Annotated in this window: 17 protein-coding genes and 1 tRNA gene; 4 read left to right on the forward strand and 14 right to left on the reverse strand. The window is 68.9% G+C overall.

All coding sequences use genetic code 11. From position 1 onward, the window contains the following. Position 1: 1 nt before the first annotated feature. Both DS837_RS19495 and DS837_RS19500 read right to left on the reverse strand, forming a co-directional pair. Complete coding sequence (locus DS837_RS19495; protein ID WP_211102331.1) at positions 2–1,255, reverse strand: MFS transporter; 1,254 nt, start codon at positions 1,253–1,255, stop codon at positions 2–4. Between the two features lie 115 nt (positions 1,256–1,370). After that, positions 1,371–2,306, reverse strand: a complete 936-nt coding sequence (locus tag DS837_RS19500; protein WP_149166287.1) for a LysR family transcriptional regulator — start codon at positions 2,304–2,306, stop codon at positions 1,371–1,373. A 110-nt stretch (positions 2,307–2,416) separates the two neighbouring features. Between DS837_RS19500 and DS837_RS19505 the strand changes: the two genes are divergently transcribed. Then, positions 2,417–2,893, forward strand: a complete 477-nt coding sequence (locus tag DS837_RS19505; RefSeq protein ID WP_149166288.1) for an NUDIX hydrolase — start codon at positions 2,417–2,419, stop codon at positions 2,891–2,893. On the opposite strand, the gene DS837_RS19510 is transcribed toward DS837_RS19505, so the two are convergent. The 6 genes from DS837_RS19510 to DS837_RS19535 all read right to left on the reverse strand — a co-directional run bounded on the left by DS837_RS19510 (position 2,856) and on the right by DS837_RS19535 (position 10,802). Beyond that, entirely contained in the window at positions 2,856–3,692 is an 837-nt protein-coding gene (locus tag DS837_RS19510; RefSeq protein WP_149166289.1) for a putative bifunctional diguanylate cyclase/phosphodiesterase, read from the reverse strand. The genes DS837_RS19505 and DS837_RS19510 overlap by 38 nt on opposite strands. A gap of 200 nt (positions 3,693–3,892) precedes the next feature. Then, on the reverse strand, positions 3,893–4,993 hold the full coding sequence (ychF, locus tag DS837_RS19515) for a redox-regulated ATPase YchF (RefSeq protein WP_149166290.1): 1,101 nt from the start codon (positions 4,991–4,993) through the stop codon (positions 3,893–3,895). Between the two features lie 118 nt (positions 4,994–5,111). Next, on the reverse strand, positions 5,112–5,921 hold the full coding sequence (locus DS837_RS19520) for an energy transducer TonB family protein (RefSeq protein ID WP_149166291.1): 810 nt from the start codon (positions 5,919–5,921) through the stop codon (positions 5,112–5,114). 27 nt (positions 5,922–5,948) lie between these two features. Further along, positions 5,949–8,195, reverse strand: coding sequence for a TonB-dependent receptor (locus DS837_RS19525; protein ID WP_149166292.1), 2,247 nt, complete (start codon positions 8,193–8,195; stop codon positions 5,949–5,951). Between the two features lie 214 nt (positions 8,196–8,409). Next, a complete protein-coding gene (locus DS837_RS19530; RefSeq protein ID WP_247890030.1) occupies positions 8,410–8,823 on the reverse strand; it encodes a DUF2946 family protein in 414 nt (137 codons plus the stop codon). A 101-nt stretch (positions 8,824–8,924) separates the two neighbouring features. Next, positions 8,925–10,802, reverse strand: a complete 1,878-nt coding sequence (locus DS837_RS19535) for an ATP-binding response regulator (RefSeq protein ID WP_247890031.1) — start codon at positions 10,800–10,802, stop codon at positions 8,925–8,927. A gap of 197 nt (positions 10,803–10,999) precedes the next feature. Between DS837_RS19535 and DS837_RS19540 the strand changes: the two genes are divergently transcribed. Both DS837_RS19540 and DS837_RS19545 read left to right on the forward strand, forming a co-directional pair. After that, positions 11,000–12,019, forward strand: a complete 1,020-nt coding sequence (locus DS837_RS19540) for a chemotaxis protein CheB (protein ID WP_149166294.1) — start codon at positions 11,000–11,002, stop codon at positions 12,017–12,019. A 202-nt stretch (positions 12,020–12,221) separates the two neighbouring features. Continuing rightward, positions 12,222–12,530, forward strand: coding sequence for a hypothetical protein (locus DS837_RS19545; RefSeq protein WP_211102333.1), 309 nt, complete (start codon positions 12,222–12,224; stop codon positions 12,528–12,530). Between the two features lie 7 nt (positions 12,531–12,537). On the opposite strand, the gene DS837_RS19550 is transcribed toward DS837_RS19545, so the two are convergent. The 3 genes from DS837_RS19550 to DS837_RS19560 all read right to left on the reverse strand — a co-directional run bounded on the left by DS837_RS19550 (position 12,538) and on the right by DS837_RS19560 (position 18,483). Beyond that, on the reverse strand, positions 12,538–14,814 hold the full coding sequence (locus DS837_RS19550) for a CheR family methyltransferase (RefSeq protein WP_149166295.1): 2,277 nt from the start codon (positions 14,812–14,814) through the stop codon (positions 12,538–12,540). Position 14,815: 1 nt separating this feature from the next. Next, positions 14,816–17,722, reverse strand: a complete 2,907-nt coding sequence (gene polA / locus DS837_RS19555) for a DNA polymerase I (protein WP_149166296.1) — start codon at positions 17,720–17,722, stop codon at positions 14,816–14,818. A 98-nt stretch (positions 17,723–17,820) separates the two neighbouring features. Next, positions 17,821–18,483: a DUF6766 family protein gene (locus DS837_RS19560; RefSeq protein WP_149166297.1), complete on the reverse strand. Its 663-nt coding sequence runs from the start codon at positions 18,481–18,483 to the stop codon at positions 17,821–17,823. Between the two features lie 153 nt (positions 18,484–18,636). On the opposite strand from DS837_RS19560, the gene DS837_RS19565 reads away from it, so the two are divergent. Beyond that, positions 18,637–19,170, forward strand: coding sequence for a hypothetical protein (locus DS837_RS19565; RefSeq protein ID WP_211102335.1), 534 nt, complete (start codon positions 18,637–18,639; stop codon positions 19,168–19,170). A gap of 89 nt (positions 19,171–19,259) precedes the next feature. Here the strand turns inward: DS837_RS19565 and DS837_RS19570 are convergent. The 3 genes from DS837_RS19570 to DS837_RS19580 form a co-directional block, all read right to left on the reverse strand. Beyond that, a tRNA-Arg gene (locus DS837_RS19570) sits at positions 19,260–19,336 on the reverse strand. A gap of 96 nt (positions 19,337–19,432) precedes the next feature. Next, positions 19,433–20,434 carry an alpha/beta hydrolase gene (locus DS837_RS19575; protein WP_247890032.1) on the reverse strand — a complete coding sequence of 334 codons (1,002 nt, stop codon included), beginning with the start codon at positions 20,432–20,434 and terminating at the stop codon, positions 19,433–19,435. Further along, positions 20,424–21,437 carry an ABC transporter ATP-binding protein gene (locus tag DS837_RS19580; RefSeq protein ID WP_149166298.1) on the reverse strand — a complete coding sequence of 338 codons (1,014 nt, stop codon included), beginning with the start codon at positions 21,435–21,437 and terminating at the stop codon, positions 20,424–20,426. Before DS837_RS19580 ends, DS837_RS19575 begins: the two co-directional genes overlap by 11 nt. Between the last annotated feature and the right edge of the window lie 136 nt (positions 21,438–21,573).

Genomic DNA, 21,573 nt, shown 5'->3' on the forward strand with positions numbered 1-21,573 from the left:
CTCAGGCCTTCGCTTCCGCCGCCAGGGAGGGGGCGGGCTTCTCGGCGATCGGCCAGTTCACCACCGCGGCGGCAAAGGCCAGGGCCACGCTGGCCCACCACACCACGTCGTAGGAGCCGACGCGCTCATACAGCACGCCGCCCAGCCACACGCCGAGGAAACCGCCCACCTGATGGCTGAGGAAGGCGAAGCCGTAGAGCATGCCGAGATAGCGCGTGCCGAACATCAGGACGACGAGGCCGGAGGTCGGCGGCACCGTGGACAGCCAGAGCAGGCCCATCGCCGCGGCGTAGAGGATCACCGACACCGGGGTGACCGGCAGCAGGATGAAGATCGCCGTGCACAGGCCGCGCAGCGTGTAGTTGGCGCAGAGCAGCAGGCGCTTGCTCATCTTGCCGCCCAGCACGCCCGACATGTAGGAACCGACCACGTTGAACAGCCCGATCAGCGCCATCGCCCAGGAGGCGAGGCCGGGGCTGATCCCGGCGGCGGTCAGATAGGGCGGCAGGTGCGTGGTGATGAAGGCGAGCTGGAAGCCGCAGACGAAGAAGCCGGTGACCAGAAGGACGTAGCTGCGGTGCTTGAAGGCCTGCCGGATCGTCGCGGCGAAGCCGATGTCGGCCCCGGTGACGGCTTGCGCGCTCTTCGACCCGCCCGCCCCGGCGAAGGAGGAGGCGAGCACCGGGATCATCAGCATCGAGGCGCCGAACAGGATCAGCGCCGTCTGCCAGCCGTAGGCGGCGATGAAGGCCTGGCCGGTGGGGGCGAACAGGAACTGGCCCATCGAACCGGCGGCGGTGGCCACGCCCATCGACCAGCTCCGCTTCTCCGGCGGGACGATGCGGCTGAAACCGGCGATGACGATGCCGAAGGACGCCCCGGCCAGACCCAGCCCGATCAGCAGGCCGGAGCTGAGATGCAGCATCAGCGGCGTGTCGGCGTAGGGCATCAGCGCCAGCCCCAGCGCGTAGAGAATCCCGCTGATTCCCAGCACCAGCGCCGGGCCGTAGCGGTCGCACAGCGCGCCGGCGAAGGGGGTGCCGATGCCCCAGACCAGATTCTGGATGGCGATCGACAGGGCGAAGACGTCGCGGCCCCAGCCGTGCGCCTCCGACAGGGGTGCGGTGAACAGGCCCATGCTGGACCGCGGGCCGAACGCCAGCATGGCGATCAGGCAGCCGCAGGCGATGACGAATCCCGGCGTCCGCCAGGAGCGTGGCGAAGGCGCCCCGCCCACCCGGTTGCTGGTGTCCAAGTTATCCTCCCTCGGCGCGGGCTGTGGCCGGTGCGGCAACGTCGGCCCGCGCCTCATCAGGGTCACACGATAAGCGTGCGTCGGGCGTGCAGCAAATTCACAATGGGAAAGAAGGTTATTCGGCCGCGGAATGGCAGGGCAGGGGAAGGGGCGCCTCTTCCGCCGGGGGCAGCAGGTCCAGCAGGCTGTCCTCCAGCACGTCGAAGACGGGACCGATGCGCCCGGTAAAGCGGCCGCGCAGCAGCCACACCGCGACGGTCAGCGCGAAGTCCGGCGTCTCCAGCGGCCGCACCTGCGCGGCGTGCAGGGTCGGGGCGATCAGCCGCAGCGGGGCCAACCCGAATCCGACGCCACGGGCGACCAGCGACAGCAGAAGCGACTGGTCGAACCCCTCCACCGTGACGTTCAGCGCCGGCCCGTGCTGTGCCATCGCGCGGCTCATGGCGGTCCGGTACTGGCAGCCGTCGGGCTGAAGCACCCAGCCCACGGCGTTCATCGCCGGCAGCGTCCAGTCCCGCTGTCCGGCCAGCTCGGCCGACGCGACGACACGCACGGGCTCGCGCGAGATGCAGACGGCGTCCAGGTCGTCCGGCGGCGTCTGGGCGTCGTGGGTCAGCACCAGCGCGCCGTCCAGCGTGCCGTTGCGCACCTGCTCGACCAGCGGCGTGCTCCAGTCCGAATGCAGGCGGACGGTCAGGCCCGGGAAGGCGGCGCGCAGCCGGTCCAGCGGATGGTGCGCGGCGATGGCGGTCAGCACATGGGCCACGCCCAGCCGCAGCAACCCCTGGGGCTGGGCGGCTCCGGCGAAGGCGTCCGACAGCTCGTCGGTCGCTTTCAGGACCCGGTGCGCGTGGGCCAACGCCATCTCGCCGTCGCGGGTCAGGGCCAGCGGCTTGGTCTGGCGGTCGAACAGCAGCACGCCAAGCTCCGCCTCCAGCCGCTGGATCAGGCGAGAGACGGCGGATTGGGTCAGCCCCAGCCGGTGGGCGGCCTCCTGCACCGACTGGGCCTCGGCCACGGCGACGAAGGTGCGGATCTCGTTGAGCTTCATGGCGGCGTCCGGGGCTCGCTGTCCGGGGGGCGGTTCGTTCGGCCTCATGGCCACTGGTATCCGACTGTCCCCCTGGGTTAGCGTCGGGTCAAGCGCAACGAGGAGCCGCCATGTCCGCATTGCCCGAATCCACCACACCCCCCGCAGACCGTTCCGGCCGCGAATACCCCGACCGTCCCTGGGTGGGGGTGGGCGCCGTGGTGTGGCGCGGCGACCGGGTGCTGCTGATCCGCCGGGGCCGCCCGCCGCGGATGGGGCAGTGGAGCCTGCCCGGCGGCGCCCAGTCGGTGGGCGAGACGGTGTTCGAGACGGCGGTGCGCGAGGTGCTGGAGGAGACCGGCCTGCACGTCGTGCCGACGGAGGTGGTCACCGTGGTGGACGCCATGACGCTCGACGACGCCGGGACCGTCCAGTACCACTACACCATCGTCGAGGTGGCGGCGGAGAGCCCGGAGGGCGAGGCGGTCTGCGCCGACGATGCCCTGGAAGCGCGCTGGGCCACCATCGACGAGGCCGCGGAGCTGACCGAATGGGACGAGACGGAGCGGGTCATCCGCCTGTCGGCGTCGCGGCGAGCCGCCGGATGAAGTCAGGGACCTGCTCCGTGTCCAGGGGCTTGGCCAGCAGATAGCCCTGGATGCGGTCGCAGCGGTAGGCGCGCAGGTACAAAAGCTCGTCGTTGGTCTCCACCCCCTCGGCGATCGCCTGCATCCCCAGCGCGTGGGCGAGGTCGATGATCGCGCGCACGATGGCGGCGGCGTCGCGGTCCTGCACCATCGCCTGGGTGAAGTGCTTGTCGATCTTCAGCGCCTCGACCGGCACGCGGCGCAGCAGGGACAGCGAGGAATAGCCCGTCCCGAAATCGTCCAGCACCAATCGCACCCCGGCGCCGCGCAACTGCGTCAGCACCTCGCGCGAGGACTCGCTGTGCTCGAACAGGGCGGTTTCGGTCAGCTCCAGTTTCAGATTGGCGGCGGGCAGACCGGTTTCGGCGAGGATGCCCAGAACGGTGCGGGCGAAGCCGGGGTCTTCCAACTGCCGCGCCGACAGGTTCACCGCCACCGGCACGTCGGCGATGCCCTCCTGCATCCAGCCCGCGGCGGTTTCGCAGGCGCGGCGCACCGTCCATTCGCCGAGGATGTGGATGGCGTCGCTGGTCTCCGCCATGGGAATGAAGACGTCGGGGGGGATCACCGTGCCGTCGTCGAGCCGCCAGCGCGACAGCGCCTCGAACCCGGTCAACCGCCCGCTGTGAGTGTCGGCCTGCGGCTGGAAGGCGAGGCGCAACTCGCCGTGCCGGATGGCGTCGCGCACGCGGTCGGAGAAGGTGCCGGCACCCGGCGCGATGGCACCCGGCGCGATGGTCGCGTTCTGGTTCACCGCCATATCCCCTCCGGTCCAGCCCTCGGTTGTCACCCATTCCAATGGGCTTAACAGCCGAAGCGAGGCTTGTTAACCATATCTCAGGGGTATTTAAGCGGTTTTTCCAGTTTTACGAAAGAGTTAACGGATTCTCTGACGGTGATAAGATTGGGAGGCGTTAACCCTTCTCCCCCAGAGAGGAGAAGGGTTGCGCGGCTGTCCAATCAAACGTTGAAGCGGAAATGGAAGATGTCGCCGTCGTTGACGACGTACTCCTTGCCTTCCTGGCGCATCTTGCCGTTGTCCTTGGCGCCCTGCTCGCCACCCAGCGTGATGTAGCTGTCGAAGTCGATGGTCTCGGCCCGGATGAAGCCGCGCTCGAAATCGGTGTGGATGACGCCGGCCGCTTCCGGGGCCTTGGCGCCGCGGCGCACCGTCCAGGCGCGGGCTTCCTTCGGGCCGACGGTGAAGAAGGTGATGAGGTCGAGAAGCTGGAAGCCAGCGCGGATCAGCTTGTTGAGGCCGGTCTCCTCCAGCCCGAGGGATTCCAGGAACTCCTGCTTCTCGGCGGCGTCGGAGAGCTGGGCGACCTCCGCCTCGATGGCGGCGGAGATGACGACCATGCCGGCGTTCTCGGCCTTGGCCTTTTCGGCGACCTTGGCGGTCAGGCTGTTGCCGGTGGCCGCCGAGGCCTCCTCGACGTTGCAGACGTAGAGGACGGGCTTGGCGGTCAGCAGCATGAACTGCTTGAAGACCGGCCACTCCTCGTCGCTGACCTCGACGACGCGGGCCGGCTTGCCGTCCTGGAGGACCTTCAGCGCGCGCTCCATCAGATCGGCCTTGATCTTGGAGTCCTTGTCGCCGCCCTTGGCCTTCTTCTGGAGGCTGGTGAGCTGGCGCTCCAGGCTCTCCATGTCGGCGAGCATCAGCTCCGTCTCGACCACCTCGGCGTCGCGCAGGGGATCGACGTTGCCTTCCACATGGGTGACGTCGTCGTCCTCGAAGCAGCGCAGGACGTGGACGATGGCGTCCACCTCGCGGATGTTGGCGAGGAACTGGTTGCCCAGACCTTCACCCTTCGAGGCGCCGCGGATCAGGCCGGCGATGTCGACGAATTCGAGCTGGGTCGGGATGATCTTCTGCGACTTGGCGATGGCCGCCAGCTTGTCCAGCCGCGGGTCGGGCACGCCGACGCGGCCGACGTTCGGCTCCTTGGTGCAGAAGGGGAAGTTCGCCGCCTCGGCCGCCTGGGTGGCGGTCAGCGCGTTGAACAGGGTCGACTTGCCGACGTTCGGCAGGCCGACGATGCCGCAATTGAAGCCCATGGGGGTGCTCGCCGTCGGAAATCTCGGGAATTGGGGCGCTTTATCCTACGTGGAGCCGCAAAGCGCAAACGGGAAGTGGGGGTGGGCAGGGTTGAGCACCACTTCCGACGCGCCGGATTTACCGCGGGCGGAACAGGAAGGGCACGGAGAAAACGCGGTCCTCTGCCGACAGACCGGGCGGCGGGGTGGGGAAGGGAGACGCCTTGCGCACCGCGGCCAGGGCGGCGCGGTCCAGCGCCTCGTCGCCGCTCGACGTCAGGATGGCGGCGTCGAGCACCTCGCCCGCCGTGCCGAGGGTCAGCTTGACGGTGGCCTGCCCGCCGCCGACCACCTTCTCCGGCTTGTGCCGCCCGATCCAGGCCCAGACCTGCGCCCCGTAATCCACCATCGCGCCCCGGCTGGCCGACACCGGCTCGACCGCCGCCGCCGCGTTGCGACCGGTTCCGGTTCCGGCGGACGGCGCCGGGGAGGGATTCTGAACAGGGGCCGCCTGCGGTTTCGGCATCGCCTTGACGGGTGGCTTTGGCGCTGGCTTCGGCAGCGGCTTGGGTGGTGGTGGAGGGATCGGTTCTGGTGCGGGTTCCGGGGTCGGTTCTGCCTCCGGGGTCGCCGGTTCGGGAGTGGGCTCCGGCTCCGGTTCCGGCGCGGGTTCCCGCTGCGGTTCGATCTCCGGGGTGATCTCCGGTTCGGCGACCGCGGCCGGCGGCGGGCCGCTGTCCGCCTCGGACGCCACCAGCATCACCTCGATCACCGGCGTGGTTTCGTTCAGGCTGACGGCGCCGGTCTCCTCCGCGACCGTGCCGGGGGCCGCTCCGGCGGCGGACAGGAGGACGGCCAGGATGCCGGCGTGCAGCGTCCCGGACAGGGCGAGCGCCCCCAGCGGCCGGCGGGCCGGCTGGGGACGCTCATGCAGGCGGATCGCGCGCAAGGCGGGGGCCTCGTCAGCCGGCCTCCATCAGAAGGCCATCGTCAGGCCGAGGTTGAAGGACCGCCCCATGCCGGCCAGGGCGCCGATCGGCTGGCGGTTGCCGCTGGCGCGGAAATCGCCGTAATCGACGCCGCCCAGCGGCAGGTAATAGTGGGCGTCGAACAGGTTCTCGATCCCGACGTCGGCGCGCAGATTGCCCCAGACGTAACTGGTGCGCAAGTTGACCAGGGCGTAGCTGGGGGTTTCCGGCTCGTTCCGCCCGGAATCCACCAGGAATTTGCGCCCGACCATCTGGAATTCCAGGACGCTGCTCCAGTCGCCCAACCGGTGGCCCAGGTCGATCGTCCCGTTCAGCGGCATGATGTGATAGAGGTCGCGCCCGGTGTCGAGGTTGCGGCTGCGGACGTAGCTGACCACGGCGCCCACCGTGAACTCGCCCAGTCGCTCGTCCTGGTGCACGATGCTGCGGCCCTCGGCGTTGATGCCGTACAGCTCCGCCGTGTGGTTGGCGAAGCGCAGCTGGACGAAGCCGTTCGACAGGCTGCCGATGCGGTCGGCGTCGATGAAGTTCTCGACGTGCGAATAATAGGGCGTGACCTTGACCGACCAGCGCTTGGCCTCGGCGTCCTGCCAAGCGGCGGTGGCGCCGACCGTGTAGGCGGTTTCCGGCTTCAGGTCCGGGTTGCCGACATAGCCGTTGGCGTCGCCGTACCAGCCGATCATCGTGGAGGACATGCCCCCGGTGCCCCAGGCGAACCGCTCGTACAGGTTGGGCGAACGGGTCTTGCGGGCGAAGCCCAACTCGTAGCGTTCCGACGCGGACGGCGCGAAGCGGAGCAGTGCCGTGGCGTCGACGTTCACGTCGGTCTTGGAGCGGTCAGCCCGGTTGAAGGCCGTGGCGGCGGGCGCGTCCGGGTTCGCCATGCCCATACCCATGCCCATCATGCCGGTGCGGATCGGGTCGGCCCAGGAGTAGGGCTGGACCGGCCCGTTCTCCATCCACACCACGTCGTTGCGCACACCGAGCAGCGAGGTCCAGGCCGGGGTCCAGCGCTTTTCCCATTCCGCGAAGGTGCCCAGCCGGTCGCGCCGCGCGTCGTTCAGGTTCACGAAGGTCAGCGGCGACATCATCGCCGACCCGGCGACCGGCGGCCACCAGTCGTCGATGCGGTAGCGGACCAGCTCGTTGCCGACGCGCAGCGTGTCCTGCGCCGACAGCGGCACCTCCGCCGAGACGGCGTAGCCCATCTCGTGCGAGTCCGTGTTCATCGGCATGCCGCCACGGTCGGCGCCGCCCTTGTCGTGCAGGAAGTTCATGGCGTGGACGGTGCGCTGCCAGAAGGCCCGGCCGTCCAGCGTGCCCCAGTCGAACGCGCCCTTGTAATGGCCGTTCAGGGTGGTGCCGCGGTTCAGCGTCATGTCCATGCGCTGGTTCGCAAAGCCGGAATAGGGCGAATACTGGTAACCGCCGGACAGGGTGATCTCGTGCCCGTCCTTGCGCGCGCTGGCCGACAGGGCGTGGTTCTGCACGTTGTAGAGGGTGGAGCGGACCTTGTCCCCGTCGCCGTCCTTGTAGTCGTCCGCCCGGCTCCAGGCGCCGGTGTAGCGCAGGCTGAACCGCTCGGTCGCCGCGGTGGCGGTGCCGGACAGGGTGGTGCCGTTGCCGTTCGAGCGGTAGATGGTGGACAGGCTGCCCTCGCCGTGGATGGGCTCGCCGGGCTGGGCGTAAACGGGAGGCTTGCTGGTCACCGAGACGGTTCCGGCGATGCTGTCGCCGCCCTTGCTGACCGGGGTGACGCCGGCGATGGCCTCGATCGCGCCGATGACGGCGGGGTCGGCGTAGGACAGCGGCGCGTTCATGTGGTTGGCGCAGGCGGCGGTCATCGGCATGCCGTCCAGCTGGACGCGCACGCGGTCGTCGGCCAGACCGTTCAGCGCTGGCAGGCTGGAGAATCCGCCCGCGCTGTAGAGCGACACGCCGGGCAGGCTGCGCAGCAGCGCCGCGGCGTCCGGGCTGGCGATCTTGCGGCTGGCGATCTCAGCGGCGTCCAGCGTGCCGGTGCCGAGCGGCCGGGACAGGCCCTTCTCCGGCACCGTGGCGGCGGGGGCCGTCTCCGTCTCGACCGGGACGGCGGGCAGGGCCTGCGGGGTCTGGGCTGCGGCCGGCGCGCCGAGAGCGGCGAGGATGCCCGTCAGAAGAGCGGTGGAGGCGAGAAGACGATTGGACAAACGGGGGGCGTTCGCCGCGGCGGCGGCGGTGGACAGGCGAATCATAGGGCGCTCGTTCTCGAATCGGACGAGTGAAGATCGGCGCAGCCTTGCCGTCCCGCCCGGCCGTCGATCCGCGCGACAATCGGCGCAAGGGATCGGGACCGGCGGGTTGCGGTGCGAAGGCTGGCGTGAGGGGTGGAGTGGGCACGGCCGGGAGGGCCACGCCGCCAAGCTCAAAAGCCGGGCGCGGCGATCACACGGCGCATGCCGAGGGCGGTCAGACGAGGGCCGGGGGCGCTCGTGCCTTCAGCCGCGACAGGAACCAGCCGGCGGCGATGTGCTGGCCGGGCAGTCCGATGGAGCTGTGGGCGACGACGGAGACGGGCAGCACCACGGTCAGAAGCGGCGGCGGCGCGGCGAGGCCGGCGACCAGCCCGCAGACCGGGCAATCCTCGCCCATGGACAGCGTGGGTTTGCCGTCCGGGATCAGGGAGTCGGGGGGCGGGCCGTCGGGGAGGGCGATGGAGGCCATGCCCTGCGGCGTGCAGATCATGACCGTTTCGCCGGTCGCGGCGTTGGCCACCGGAATCAGGAAGGCCCAGCCCAGAAGCTGCAGAAGCAAAGCCACCCCGCCCGCCATCACGGCGGCGCGGCCCAGCCTGCGTCCGATGCTTCCGATTAAAGCCGGCATGTCCCGGTCGACCCCTTAATCCGAGTAAGGGATTAGGTTAATCGGACTATGCCGAAGGAACAAGGGACTATTGGTCGCAGCCCCGCACCGGTGCGCCACTTTTAGGAGGGCAGAACCTCGCCCAGCGCCCCGGCCAGATCGGCGGGCAGCACCGGCTTGTGCAGCAGGCGGCAGCCGAGCGACATGGCCTCGCGCAACCGCTCCGGGGCGGTGTCGCCGGTGATGATGATGCCCGGCACCGGCCAGCGCTGGCGCACCAGCTCGACCACCGAGCGTCCGGAGTCGCCGCCCGGCAGACGGTAGTCGGTCAGCACCACATGGGGGCGCCGCAGGCCGGGCAGCGCCGCGGCCAGTTCACTCGCCGAGGACACGGCGACCACGCGCAGGCCCCAGCGTTTCAGCATTATGGTCATGCTGCGGCGGACCTGCTCGTCGTCCTCCACCAGCAGCACCGTGCGCCCTTTCAGCCGCGGTTCCCGGTTGGCGACCGGAACCACCGCGGCGCTGGCCTCCGGCTTGCGGGCGTAGGGCACCGTCACCGAAAAGACCGAACCCGAGCCGACCCGCGAGCGCAGGGCCACCTCCGCCCCCAGCAGGCGGGCGAGGCGCGACACGATGGACAGGCCCAGCCCGAAGCCCTGGGTGGCGTTGCGCTCCGGATTGTTGAGCTGGCGGAATTCCTCGAAGATGGCCTCGCGGGCGTCCTCGGGGATGCCCGGCCCGTTGTCCCACACCTGGAACTCCACCCCGTCCGCCCGGCGGCGGCAGCCGACCAGCACCCGCCCTCGACCGTCCGTATCCTTGCGCCGGCCGTGCGCGATGGCGTTGGACAGCAGGTTGCGCAGCAGCCGTTCCAGAAGATGGGGGTCGGTGGACACGGCCAAGCGGCCGGGCCGGCAGCGCAGTTCGATGGACGACGCCTCGGCCACGCCGCGGAACTCCTCGGCCAAGCGGGTCATCAGGGCCGTGGGCGAGAAATCGCTGACCGCCACCTCGATGACGCCGGCCTCCAGCCGGGACAGATCGAGCAGCCCGCTCAGCATGCCGTTCAGGCTGTCGATGGACGCCTTCAGCCGGTTGAGCGATTCCTGGGCGATCGGGTCGGCGCCGACCGACCCGAGCAGGACATGAGCATAGAGAGCCGCCGCCTGGATCGGCTGGCGCAGGTCGTGGCTGGCCGCGGCGAGGAACTTGGTCTTGGCCCGGTTCGCCGCCTCCGCCATCTCCTTCGCTTGCTTGAGCTGCTCCTGCGTCCGCTTCCGTTCGGTCACGTCGCGGAAGATCACCGCGATGCGGCGCTGCTCGGGGGCGCCGACTTTGAAGACGTAGAAATTGATCCATTTTTCGAGCGGTCCGGCATACAGCTCCGTCCGCGTCGATTCACCGTCGCGCGCCGCGCGGCCGAACACCTCGTACCAGTGGTCCTCGAAGGCCGGGCTGATCTCGCGCAGCCGCCGCCCGACGAAGTCCTCCCCGGTCATACGCCGCGCCGCGGGATTCATCTCCAGGTACAGCACGTCCACCGGCCGGTCGCCGTCGAACAGGACGTCGGCGAGGAGGAATCCCTCGTCCATCGCCTCGAACAGGGTGCGGAACCGCCGCTCGCTTTCGGTGAGCTGGGCCGTGCGCTCCTCAACCCGCTGCTCCAGATCAGCGTTGGCCTGCTCCAGTTCCTCGGTGAGGACCTGAAGCTCCTCGTAGGAGGTCTGGAGCTCCTCCGACAGATGGGTCTCATCCCGGCGGAGCGTGTTCAAGCGCTGGTCGGAATCCGCCAAGGCGTCGAGCAGCTCCGCCCGGCGGGTTTCCGACGCGGTGAGGCGCTCGCGCAGCGCGGCGATCTCATGCCGCTGCGCGGTCATTTCCTCTTCGAGCTGAATCCGGTCGGCCGCCAGAAGGCGGGCTTCCTCGAGGGCATCCTCCGCCGTCACCAGGGCCTGTTCCAGGCTCCGGTCCAGTTCGGCGACACGCTGGAGCAACACGTCGCGCTCGGACTCGCGCGCATCGCCCCCTGCGCGGATGGATGCCGATTTTCCCAAACTCACCCCTCTCGTTGGAAGCGAATGATTGCACAGCCCGCTCAACAGTGCGCGCGTGGAAAAGTGATAGAACCAAAGCCGGAATTTCTGCATCGCCCTGCTGTTAATGCCGTGCATGAACATTCTGTCGTTTCCGGCTCATGGATAAGAGGGACATCCTGGCCATCGGGGCCTCCGCCGGTGGAATCACCGCCCTGCGGAACCTGTTCGCGGCGATGCCGCGCGACGTGACGGCCACGGTGTTCGTTGTTCAGCACGTCGGCGCCACGCACAGCGTGCTGCCGACCTTGCTGTCGCGCGCCGGCTGGCTTCCCGCCTTTCATCCCGAGGACGGGGAGCCGGTGCGGGCAGGCTGGATTCACGTCGCCCCGCCCGATCATCACCTGCTCGTCAGGGACGGTTGCGCGTTGGTGCGCCGTGGGGCGCGGGAAAACCGTTGCCGCCCGGCCATTGACCCGCTGTTCCGGTCGGTGGCGGTCGCCTATGGCCCGCGGGCGGTGGGGCTGATCCTGTCCGGCACGCTGGACGACGGAACCGCCGGGCTGCGCGCCGTGAAGCGCTGCGGTGGGCTGGCAATGGTGCAGGACCCGGAGGACGCCGAGTGGCCCGGCATGCCGCGCAACGCGATGCAACAGGTTTCGGTGGACGCCTGCGCCCCGCTGTCCGACCTCCCGGCGTTGCTGGTCTGTTCGTTGAACGAGCCGCCTGGCCCCGCCGTGCCGGTGCCCGCCGACATCGCGATCGAGGCGCGCATCCCCGAGAACGAGTTCGATGCGATGCCGGAATTCACCGCCTCCGTCGGCAAACCGAGCACGCTGAGCTGCCCCGACTGCGGGGGCAATCTGGTGGAGGTGGAGGACGGTCCGCTGCTGCGCTTCCGCTGCAAGGTCGGCCATGCCTACGGGCCCACGACGCTGGCGGAGTCCCATCGGGAGTCGATCGAACAGGCTATCTGGATTGCCCTGCGCACACACGAGGACCGAGCGATCATGTTCCGGCGCTTGGCCGAACGAGCCCGTGAGCATGGGCACCCCACCGTCGAGGCCAATTGGACCCGGTCGGCGCAGGAGGCCGAGCGGACCGTGTCGATGCTGAAAGAGGTGCTGTCCAAACAGGGCCAGGAACTGGCGGGCGGCATGATCGCCGAGGGAGAGGATTGATCGGACCGTCTCCCGCCGGTGCGCGACGGGCGAAGACCGGGACCTTGTGAAGGAGGGTGACCTGATCGTGGCGGGCGCGTTGGCGACCGGCCCAGCGCCGCCCGCGGTTTCCAAGGAGGCGCCGATGAAAGGCATATATGATTTGAACAGGCCGGCCGCCCTGACCTGCCCGGATTGCGGGGGGGCGCTCCAGGAAACCAGGGTGGACACGCTGCCCTATTTCACCTGCCACATCGGCCATCGGTTCGGCGCCGACAGCTTGGAGGAGGCGCAGTTTCATGGGGTGGAGCAGGCGTTCGAGGTGGCGCTGCGGGCCTTGAACGAGCGCGCCGCCCTGTGTCTGCGCCTCGCCGAGACGGCGGAGGCCAAGAGGCAGACCCTGTCCGCCCGACGCTGGGACGAGGCCGGGCGCGAGGCGCGCGAGCGCGCGGAGGTGCTGATCCGCTTCCTGGGGGAGGAGTGGATTCGCCCGTCCATGTCCCCCGGAAGCGGCACCCCTGACCGCTTCTGAGTGCCCCTTACTCCACTTCCGCCTTTTCGCCGCCATCCGCGCCGAGATGCTGGCGTTCGGTGGTGTCGTGCACGATGGCGACGAGGATCGGCGGCTGTTCCCCGCCGAAATGCTGAAGGCAGACCTCGACCGGATGGGGGCCGCGCTGGCTGCCCTGCATCACCGTTTCGAAGACCACCTCCTGCTTGTCGCCCGAGAGAAGAGGGGCGACGAGAGCCCGGAAGCGCTCCGCCGGCACCTCGGGCATCAGGTCGTGGACGGCCAGTCGCTTCAGATGCTCCAGCTTGTAGCCCAGCTTGGTCTCGGCGCCGCGGTTCACCAGCAGGAAATGGAAGCTGGACGGATCGAGGAAATAGACCTCGTTCAGGGATTCGCCGATGACCCGCCCGAGATAGCCGGCGAGGGCTTCGGTCCGGGTCTGGTCGGTCACGTCCTCGATGATCAGGACGACGCCGCGAGCCTCCCGCGCCTCGTACAGCAGTGGGGAGAGCCGGACCCGGCAGGTCACCGCGCGGCCGCGCCGGTCCACGGCGTTGAGCGTGACCGGCTGCGGCGGCGCCTCGCTGTGCAGAACCCCTTCCAGATCGTTGCGGAGCCGCTGGACCGGCAGGCCGATGTCGAGGTCGAGGAAGTCCTCGTCCTGCACCTCCTCGGCGCGCAGGCCCCACATGTTCTCGCCCCAGCGGTTCCAGGAGCGCACGCGCAAATCCTGGTCCAGGACGATGATGCCGACGTCCATGCTGCGCAGGATCGATTCCGAGTAGCGGCGGAACTCCCCGGATTCCTCGCCCTGGCGGCGCAACTCCTCGTTGGCGACCTCCAGCTCCTCGTTCGCGGAGCGCAGCTCCTCGTTCATGGTCTCCAGCTCCTCGTTGGTGGACTGGAGTTCCTCGTTGGTGGTTTCCAACTCCTCGTTGGTGGACTGGAGTTCCTCGTTGGTCGTCTCCAGCTCCTCGTTGGAGCTTTGCAGCTCCTCGATCGTCGTCTCCAGGCTCTCCTGGGCCGCTTCCAGCTCCTGCTGCACCTGGAAATGCCGGCTGGTGTCGGTGAAGCCGAGCAGCGTGGCGAAGGGCTTGCCGTCGCGCCCGTAAAGCAGGGAGATCTCGATGCTCAGGCGCATCGGCTCACCCGGCGGGCGGGCGAATTCCTGATGCTCGATGCGCACCGCGCGCCCGGTCTTCTGCACCTCTTCGATTCGCGAACGCAGCTCCGCCGGGCGGTAGGAGATCGACAGGTCCTGGAACGGGCGGCCGATATCGATCTCGCCCACGTCGAGAAGCCGCCGGGCCATGGCGTTGGCGAAGACCAGGATGCCGTCGCCGTCGACCGACAGATAGGCGGTGGCGCTGCTGTCCACGATGCCTTCCATCAGGCGGCTCTGGAAGCTCTGCCGGTGGCTGTTCTGGTCCGGCGCGATGGTCAGGCTGCCGCCCAGGCTGCGCCGCCATTCCTGCGGCACCTTGCGGAAGATGCGGCTCTTCAGGTTCACCGGCTCGAACATCTTGGAGCGGGCGAGCTGGGTTTCCGCCTTGCCGAGGAACAGGACGCCATCGTTCATCAGCGCATAGTGCAGGCGCGGCAGGACGATGCTCTGGGTTTCGCTTTCCAGATAAATCAGCAGGTTGCGGCAGACCAGCAGGTCGATGCGCGAGATCGGGGCGTCGGTCACCAGATTGTGGCGCCCGAAGATCACGCATTTGCGCAGCTCGCGCTGGAAGACATAGTGGTTGTTGGTGCGCTCGAAATAACGTTCCAGCAACGGCGACGGCACGCCTTCCACGTCGCGCGGGGAGTAGATGGCGTGCCGGGCGGTGTTCAGCGCCGCGTCGTCCAGATCGGTGGCGTAGATCTTCACCCGGTTGATGAAGGCGTCCTTGCCCAGCGCCTCGGCGAACAGCATGGCGAGGGAGTAGGGCTCCTCCCCCGACGCGCAACCGGCGCTCCAGATGCGGATGGGGTCGCGGTCGGAGCGTTGCGCCAGGATCTGCGGGACGACCTCCTTCCGCAGCACGTCCCACGACTCGGTGTCGCGGAAGAAGGAGGTCACGTTGATCAGCACGGTGTTCAGAAGATGGATGAATTCCTGCGGGTCGGCTTCCAGCAGGCCGTGGTAGGCGGCGAAATCCTCGCAGCCGGCCTCCTCCATCCGGCGGCGGATGCGCCGTTGCAGGCTGGTGCGCTTGTAGCCGCGGAAATCGAGGCCGCGGGCTTCCTGGATGTAGCGGATCAGCGCCTCGAATTCGGGCTCGGCAGAGCCATTGGCGCCGGAATCCTGGCTGGACATCTCAATGCGCCTCGTCCCAGTTGCCGCCGATGCCGGCCTCCGCCACCAGCGGCACGCCGAGCGTCGCGGCCCCCTCCATGACCTGCCGCACCAGGGCGGCGGCGCGTTCGGCCTGATCCTCCGGCGCCTCGAACAGCAGTTCGTCGTGCACCTGGAGCAGCATGCGGACCTCGTCGAAGCCGGCCTCCTTCAGGGCGCCGGGCACGCGGGCCATGGCGCGCTTCATGATGTCGGCGGCGGTGCCCTGGATCGGCGCGTTGATCGCCTGCCGTTCCGCGAAGGCGCGGCGGGCGGCGTTCTTGTCGTGGATGCCGGGGATGTAGCAGCGCCGCCCGAACAGAGTCACCACATGGCCGTTCTGGCGGGCGAAGGCCTTGGTCGCCTCCATCCACACCTTCAGCTCGTGGAAGCGCTCGAAATAGGCCTTGATGAAGGCGTTGGCCTCGCCCGGCGCGATGCCAAGCTGGCGGCCCAGCCCGAAGCCGGAAATGCCGTAGATGATGCCGAAGTTGATCGCCTTGGCCTTGCGCCGGATCTCCGAAGTCATCTGATCCAGCGGCACGCCGAAGACCTGGCTGGCGGTGGCCGCGTGAATGTCGATGCCGTCCTGGAAGGCCTGTTTCAGCGCGGCGATGTCGGCCATCTCGGCGACCAGCCGCAGCTCGATCTGCGAGTAGTCGACGGAGATCAGCTTGTGCCCCGGCGCCGCCACGAAGGCGCGGCGGATCTTGCGGCCTTCCTCGGTGCGGACCGGGATGTTCTGCAGGTTCGGGTCGGTCGAGGACAGGCGGCCGGTGTTGGTCGCCGCCATGGCGAAGGCGGTGTGCACCCGCTCCGTCCCCTCGGCGATCTGGGCCTGGAGCGCGTCGGTGTAGGTGTTCTTCAGCTTGGCGAGCTGGCGCCAGTCGAGCACGCGCTGGGCGATGACGTGGCCCTGCTCCGCCAGCTCCTCCAGCACGCTGGAATCGGTGGAGTAGGCGCCGGTCTTGCCCTTCTTGCCGGTGCCCAGCTTCATCTCGTCGAACAGGATCTCGCCGAGCTGCTTGGGCGAGCCGATGTTGAAGCTGCGCCCGGCGTGCTGGTGCACCTCCTTCTCGATCTCCGCCATGCGCACGGCGAGGTCCTGGGAGAGGCGGGCGAGTGCTGCCCGGTCCACGCGGATGCCGCAGGATTCCATGTCGGCGATCACCGGCACCAGCGGGCGTTCCAGAGTCTCGTAGACGGTGACCATCCGCTCGTCGACCAGACGCGGCTTCAGCACCCGCCACAGCCGCAACGTGACGTCGGCGTCCTCCGCGGCGTAGGCCAGCGCCTTGTCCAGCGGCACGCGGTCGAAGGTGATCTGGTTCTTCCCGGTGCCGCAGACCTCCTTGTAGGGGATGGTCGTGTGGGCGAGGTGCAACTCCGCCAGCTCGTCCATGCCGTGGCCGTGGGCGCCGCCCTCCAGCACATAGGAGATCAGCATGCTGTCGTCGACGGGCGACACGCGCACGCCGTGGCGGGCGAAGAGCTGGTGGTCGAACTTGAAATTGTGCCCGATCTTGAGGATCGCCGGGTCCTCCAGCACCTCCTTCAGGGCCTTCAGCGCGTCCTCCGCCGGGATCTGCTTCGGCGCTTCCGGTGTCTCGAAGGACAGCTCCCCGCTGGCCGCGGCGTTGGGGGCCTGATGCGCCAGGGGGATGTAACAGGCCAGCCCCGGCTCGGTCGCCAGCGAGATGCCGACCAGCGTCGCCGTGGCGGGGGTCAGCGAGTTGGTTTCGGTGTCCACGGCGAGGACGCCGGTGGTCCGGGCGCGCTCCAGCCAGACGGCCAGTGCGTCGAGGTCCTGCACCAGTTCGTAGCGCTGCTCGACGTCGGTCGGCGGGGCGGGGCGGCTGCGCGGCGCGCCGGCCTCCGCCGCCGGGGCGGGGGAGGGGGCGGCCGTCTTGGCCGCGCCGGCGGACGGCGTGGCGGAGGGGGCCGCGCCGTCGGCGATGGTGCCGTCCTTGCGCATCTCCGCCTCGACGCGGCTGACGATGGTGCGGAAGCCCTGGGCGCGCAGGAAGTCGATCAGCTTCTGGTGGTCGGGCTCGCGGACGCGCAGCTCCTCCAGCGGCTTCGGCGGCGGGGCGTGGTCGTCCAGCAGGACGAGGCGGCGGGAGATCCGCGCCTGCTCCGCGAAGTCGATCAGCTTCTGGCGGCGGGCCGGCTGCTTGATCTCGCCGGCGCGGGCCAGCAACGATTCCAGGTCGCCGTATTCGGTGATGAGCTGGGCGGCGGTCTTCACGCCGATGCCCGGCACGCCCGGCACGTTGTCCACGCTGTCGCCGGCCAGCGCCTGCACGTCCACCACCCGGTCGGGGGCGACGCCGAACTTCTCGAACACCTCGTCGGGGCCGATGGGCTTGTTCTTCAGCGGGTCGAGCATGCGCACGCCGGGGCGGACGAGCTGCATCATGTCCTTGTCGGACGACACGATGGTGACCTCGCGCCCGGCCTCGTTGGCCAGCCGCGCGTAGGTGGCGATCAGGTCGTCGGCCTCGTAGCCCTCCAGCTCCAGGCAGGGCAGGCAGAAGGCCTCCGTCGCCTCGCGGATCAGGGCGAACTGGGGCTTCAGCTCCTCCGGCGGCTCGGGGCGGTGGGCCTTGTATTCGGGATAGAATTCGTTGCGGAAGTTCAGCCGCTTCGAATCGAAGACCACCGCCACCGCGGAGGCCTTGAGGTCGGCCAGCAGCTTCAGCAGCATGTTGGAGAAGCCAAGCACCGCGTTGACCGGCGTGCCGTCCGGGCGGTTCAGCATCGGCAGGGCGTGAAAGGCCCGGAAGATGAAGCCCGACCCGTCCACCAGATACAGGCCGCTGCCGTCCCCGGCGGGTGCGGGGGCTTCGGTGGCGGTCTGGAGCGTGTCGGTGGTCTTTTCGTCGGACATGATGCGGCCTCTTCCCTTCGGGGCGATACCATGGCCGAAGGCGGCCCGAGAGTCGAGCGCGCCCGACGCCGGAAGACGGGCGGTGGCGGGCCGGACTTTCAGTCGCCGGTTTGGCGGTTCGGGGCGGCGACCGGCTTGGATTCGGGGGAGCCGCGCTCGCGCAGATAGATGCCGAGCACGACCAGAACCCCCATGGACAGGAACTCGCTCTGCCAGTTCTGGAAGCTCTCGTACCAGAATTCCGGATCGGCCAGGGTTTCGCCCATGGTCTTGGTGGGCTGGTGATGCCATGCCGCCTCTTCGTTCGAGCGCCGCGTGCTGCCCGCCAGATGCAGGGCGAAGGACATCACGAACAGGCTGACCAGCGCGATGCTGAGCGAGTGGGAGTAGAGCCGCAGCAGCAGGCCGCCCCGGTGCACCGGCCAGGGCGCGTCGGGGTCGCCGCGCCGCCGCTCGGGCGCCTCGTCCTCCGGGTTGGCCTCTTCCGGCTTCTTGGATTCCGAGGAGCCTTTCTGGACCAGGATGGCGGTCAGGAGCACATAGACCGACATCTGGAGGAACTCGCTCTCCCAGTTCTCGAAGGTCGCCGACAGGAAATGGCCGGTGGTCAGATAGTCGAGGAAGCCGACGGCCGGCTGGGCATGGAGGCGAAGCTCCTCCGCCAGGGCGCGCCATCCCGCCAGCACCTGCCCGACGATGGAGACGAGGAACAGCCCGAACAAGGCGACCGACAGCCCGTTGTCCCGCAGGAAGCGACGCATGTACTGCACCTTGAGTCGGATGCCACGCCCTGGTCCCTCAACGCTTGGCCAAGCAAGAGGTTTCCCCGCCGCCCCCGAAGCCTCGCCAGGAACCTTGAAAGGAGGGGTCCTGTTGATTGGAGGCTCCACACAACAACCTTTGGTCAGTTTCCCATGAACCACTCTGTCGCCGGAGCCATCGCCGGACTGGCCGGCACCGTCGCCATGACGGCGGCCATGCGCGCGATGTTCCGCGCGCTGCCGGAGAAGGACCGTTACCCCTTGCCGCCGCGCCTGATCACGGACCGGGTCGTCGGCCCGACCGGTGTGATGGACGCGATGGACGAACCGGAGCGCCGCGACCTGACGCTTGCCCTGCATTACGGCTACGGCGCCGCTGCCGGTGCGCTGTATCCGGCGATCGCGCAACGGGTCGGCGGACCGGCGGTGGCGACGGGAATCGGCTATGGCCTTGCGGTCTGGGGTGCCAGCTATCTGGGGTGGATTCCAGCGATGCGCATCCTGACGCCTGCGACGCGTCATCCACGCGCCCGCAACACCTTGATGCTGACTGCCCATGTGGTCTGGGGAGGGGTGACCGGGGTTACGGCCGCGTACTTGATGGGAGGGGGGAAGGAGGGCCGATCCGGCGGCGAACCGATGGAAGGCCTTCGCGAATTGTCCCCCGCCATTCGAGAACCGGCGTAGCGGGTGTGTTGCTACAGAAACGCGGGGATGCTGGCCAGGACGAAACGAAGAAGGCCTAGTCCGCATTGCGGCTAAGCCTTTGAAATCGCTGGCGGACCCGAATGGATTCGAACCATCGGCCTCTGCCTTCGGAGGGCAGCGCTCTATCCAGCTGAGCTACGGGTCCATCATCAGCGGAGGCGCACCATAGCGAAAAGCCTCGCCCAGTGCAAACACTCCTTTCGACATTTTTTCACACCCCGCCGGGGCCGCCCATCCGCGCTTATTTCGCCGCCAGGAGGCTGCGGTTGCGGTCGGCGCCGCTCGCCAGGGGCTGCTTGGGATTCTCGATCCAGGCGGCGATGTCGTTGACCACCACCTGACCCTTCAGGTCGCGCAGCAGCATGTGCCAGCCATCGGGATAGATCGCTACCACATGCCGTCCGCCGGCCTCGAAATCCTCGACCGCGCGGTTGACCGGTGTCTTGGGCAGCACCTCCTCGTGGGCGCCGTAGAGCACCAGGGACGGCACCGACAAATGGCCGCAGGCGGCCAGGGCCGTGCCCATCAGGTCGGTCAGCCCCTCCAGCGCATCGACACGCGAGCCCTTGATGACCAGCGGGTCGCGGCCCAGGGCGCGCAGCATCTCGATGTTGTCGGACGCCTGGATCCTCAGATCCTTCGGCGGGTGCACCACCATCCCCGGGACCGTGTTGTAGCTGAGCCAGAGCAGCGCCCGTGGGAAGAAGCCCATCGCGTCGCGGCCCCAGACGGCGGGGGCGACCAGGATCGTGCCGTTCACGGCGGGCGGATTCGGGCCGGTCATCGCGGTCAGCACCACGGCACCGCCCATGCTCTCGCCCATCAGATAGACCGGCAGGCCGGGGTGGCGGGCGTGGATCTGCGAAACGGCCGTCTTCAGGTCGGCCACCAGCGTGTCGGTGCCCGGCCAGATGCCGGTGTTCCGCGTCGCGCCGAACCCGCGCTGGTCGTAGGCGTAGACGGCGATCCCCCGCGCGGCGAGGCTGCGCCCGGCCCCCTCGAAGGCTTTGGAATAGTCGTTGTAGCCGTGCAAAGCCAGAACCACCGCACGCGGCGCCCCGTCCTCGGGCAGCCAGCGCCGCAGCGACAATTCGAAGCCGTCGGCGGCGATCAGGGCGCTGTCGGTCAGGGCCGGCTCGGCCACGGGGAGGCCCATCGGCTGATAGGCCGCGGCGCAGCCGGACAGCAGAAGGCCGATCCCGACGATCATGCTCGCAATCCGGCCGGCCGCGCTAGGCTGCATCGTGCGCGATCTCCTTGCGGGCGTGCGCGCCGCCGGTCAATTGCAGGAAGATGTCCTCCAGGTCCGATTCCTCGGTGCTGAGATCGACCACCCCCAGCCCAGCCCCGGCCAGCGCGGCCAGGATGCCGCCCACCCGCTGGCGGCTCGGCTGGTAGCGGACGATCAGACGCCGCGGCTCGGCCAGTTCGGCGGAGAAGGCGGACAACTCCGCCGGTACGGCGTCCAGGTCGCGGTCGACCAGCACGGTCAGCGCCTTGGCGTCCACCCGGCGGAGCAGCGACGCGGTCGGCTCGCAGGCCACCACCGTGCCGTGGTTGATGATGGCGATGGAGTCGCACAGCTCCTGCGCTTCCTCCAGATAGTGGGTGGTCAGCAGCACCGTCGAGCCCTCGCGGTTCAGCTTGCGCACATGCTCCCACAACTGGATGCGCAGTTCCACGTCCACGCCGGCGGTCGGCTCGTCCAGCACCAGGACGGGCGGGGTGTGGACCATCGCCTTCGCCACCATCAGCCGCCGCTTCATGCCGCCCGACAGCGATCGGGCGTAGGCATCGGCCTTGTCGCGCAGGCCCACGGCTTCCAGCAGCTCCTCGGTTCGGCGCTCGGCCTTGGGCACGCCGTACAGGCCGGCCTGAAGCTCCAGCATTTCCCGCGGGGTGAAAAAAGGGTCCATGTTCAGTTCCTGGGGGACCACGCCGATCGACGCCCGCGCCTGGCGCGGATGGGCGTCGATGTCGGTTCCCCAGATCGACACCGTCCCGCCGGTCTTGTTGACCAGCCCGGCCATGATGTTGATGAGCGTGGACTTGCCCGCCCCGTTCGGCCCCAGCAGCCCGAACACCGCCCCGCGCGGAATCGCCAGGTCGATGCCCTTCAGAGCTTGTTTCGGCCCGGCCTTGCCGGAGGCTTGGTAGGTCTTGGTGAGGCCGCGCACCTCCACGGCATAGGCGGGGACGGCGTGGGCGGGCAGGGCGGCGTCGTTCAGCGGGGCGTGCGCAACCATGGAATTGAAAGGGCCTTTCCGGTCGTGCCCCGAGTCCGAACCCACGGGGGCGATCACTGTCCAATCACTTGATCCGTCCGGCGCGTTGGGTATGATCCGACCCCGCGCGCGTGCCTCATTCGGTGGGCATCTTAAC

The sequence above is a fragment of the Azospirillum brasilense genome (assembly GCF_008365405.1).
Lineage (GTDB): Bacteria > Pseudomonadota > Alphaproteobacteria > Azospirillales > Azospirillaceae > Azospirillum > Azospirillum brasilense_D.

What these genes read in the sequence shown, in the direction of transcription:
- ychF (WP_149166290.1), bottom strand. Translation starts at nt 4,993, where the DNA reads ATGGGCTTCAATTGCGGCATCGTCGGCCTGCCGAACGTCGGCAAGTCG.
- DS837_RS19550 (WP_149166295.1), bottom strand. Translation starts at nt 14,814, where the DNA reads ATGTCCAGCCAGGATTCCGGCGCCAATGGCTCTGCCGAGCCCGAATTC.
- DS837_RS19560 (WP_149166297.1), bottom strand. Translation starts at nt 18,483, where the DNA reads ATGCGTCGCTTCCTGCGGGACAACGGGCTGTCGGTCGCCTTGTTCGGG.
- polA (WP_149166296.1), bottom strand. Translation starts at nt 17,722, where the DNA reads ATGTCCGACGAAAAGACCACCGACACGCTCCAGACCGCCACCGAAGCC.
- DS837_RS19505 (WP_149166288.1), top strand. Translation starts at nt 2,417, where the DNA reads ATGTCCGCATTGCCCGAATCCACCACACCCCCCGCAGACCGTTCCGGC.
- DS837_RS19510 (WP_149166289.1), bottom strand. Translation starts at nt 3,692, where the DNA reads ATGGCGGTGAACCAGAACGCGACCATCGCGCCGGGTGCCATCGCGCCG.
- DS837_RS19575 (WP_247890032.1), bottom strand. Translation starts at nt 20,434, where the DNA reads ATGCAGCCTAGCGCGGCCGGCCGGATTGCGAGCATGATCGTCGGGATC.
- DS837_RS19565 (WP_211102335.1), top strand. Translation starts at nt 18,637, where the DNA reads ATGAACCACTCTGTCGCCGGAGCCATCGCCGGACTGGCCGGCACCGTC.
- DS837_RS19580 (WP_149166298.1), bottom strand. Translation starts at nt 21,437, where the DNA reads ATGGTTGCGCACGCCCCGCTGAACGACGCCGCCCTGCCCGCCCACGCC.
- DS837_RS19500 (WP_149166287.1), bottom strand. Translation starts at nt 2,306, where the DNA reads ATGAAGCTCAACGAGATCCGCACCTTCGTCGCCGTGGCCGAGGCCCAG.
- DS837_RS19540 (WP_149166294.1), top strand. Translation starts at nt 11,000, where the DNA reads ATGGATAAGAGGGACATCCTGGCCATCGGGGCCTCCGCCGGTGGAATC.
- DS837_RS19525 (WP_149166292.1), bottom strand. Translation starts at nt 8,195, where the DNA reads ATGATTCGCCTGTCCACCGCCGCCGCCGCGGCGAACGCCCCCCGTTTG.
- DS837_RS19530 (WP_247890030.1), bottom strand. Translation starts at nt 8,823, where the DNA reads ATGCCGGCTTTAATCGGAAGCATCGGACGCAGGCTGGGCCGCGCCGCC.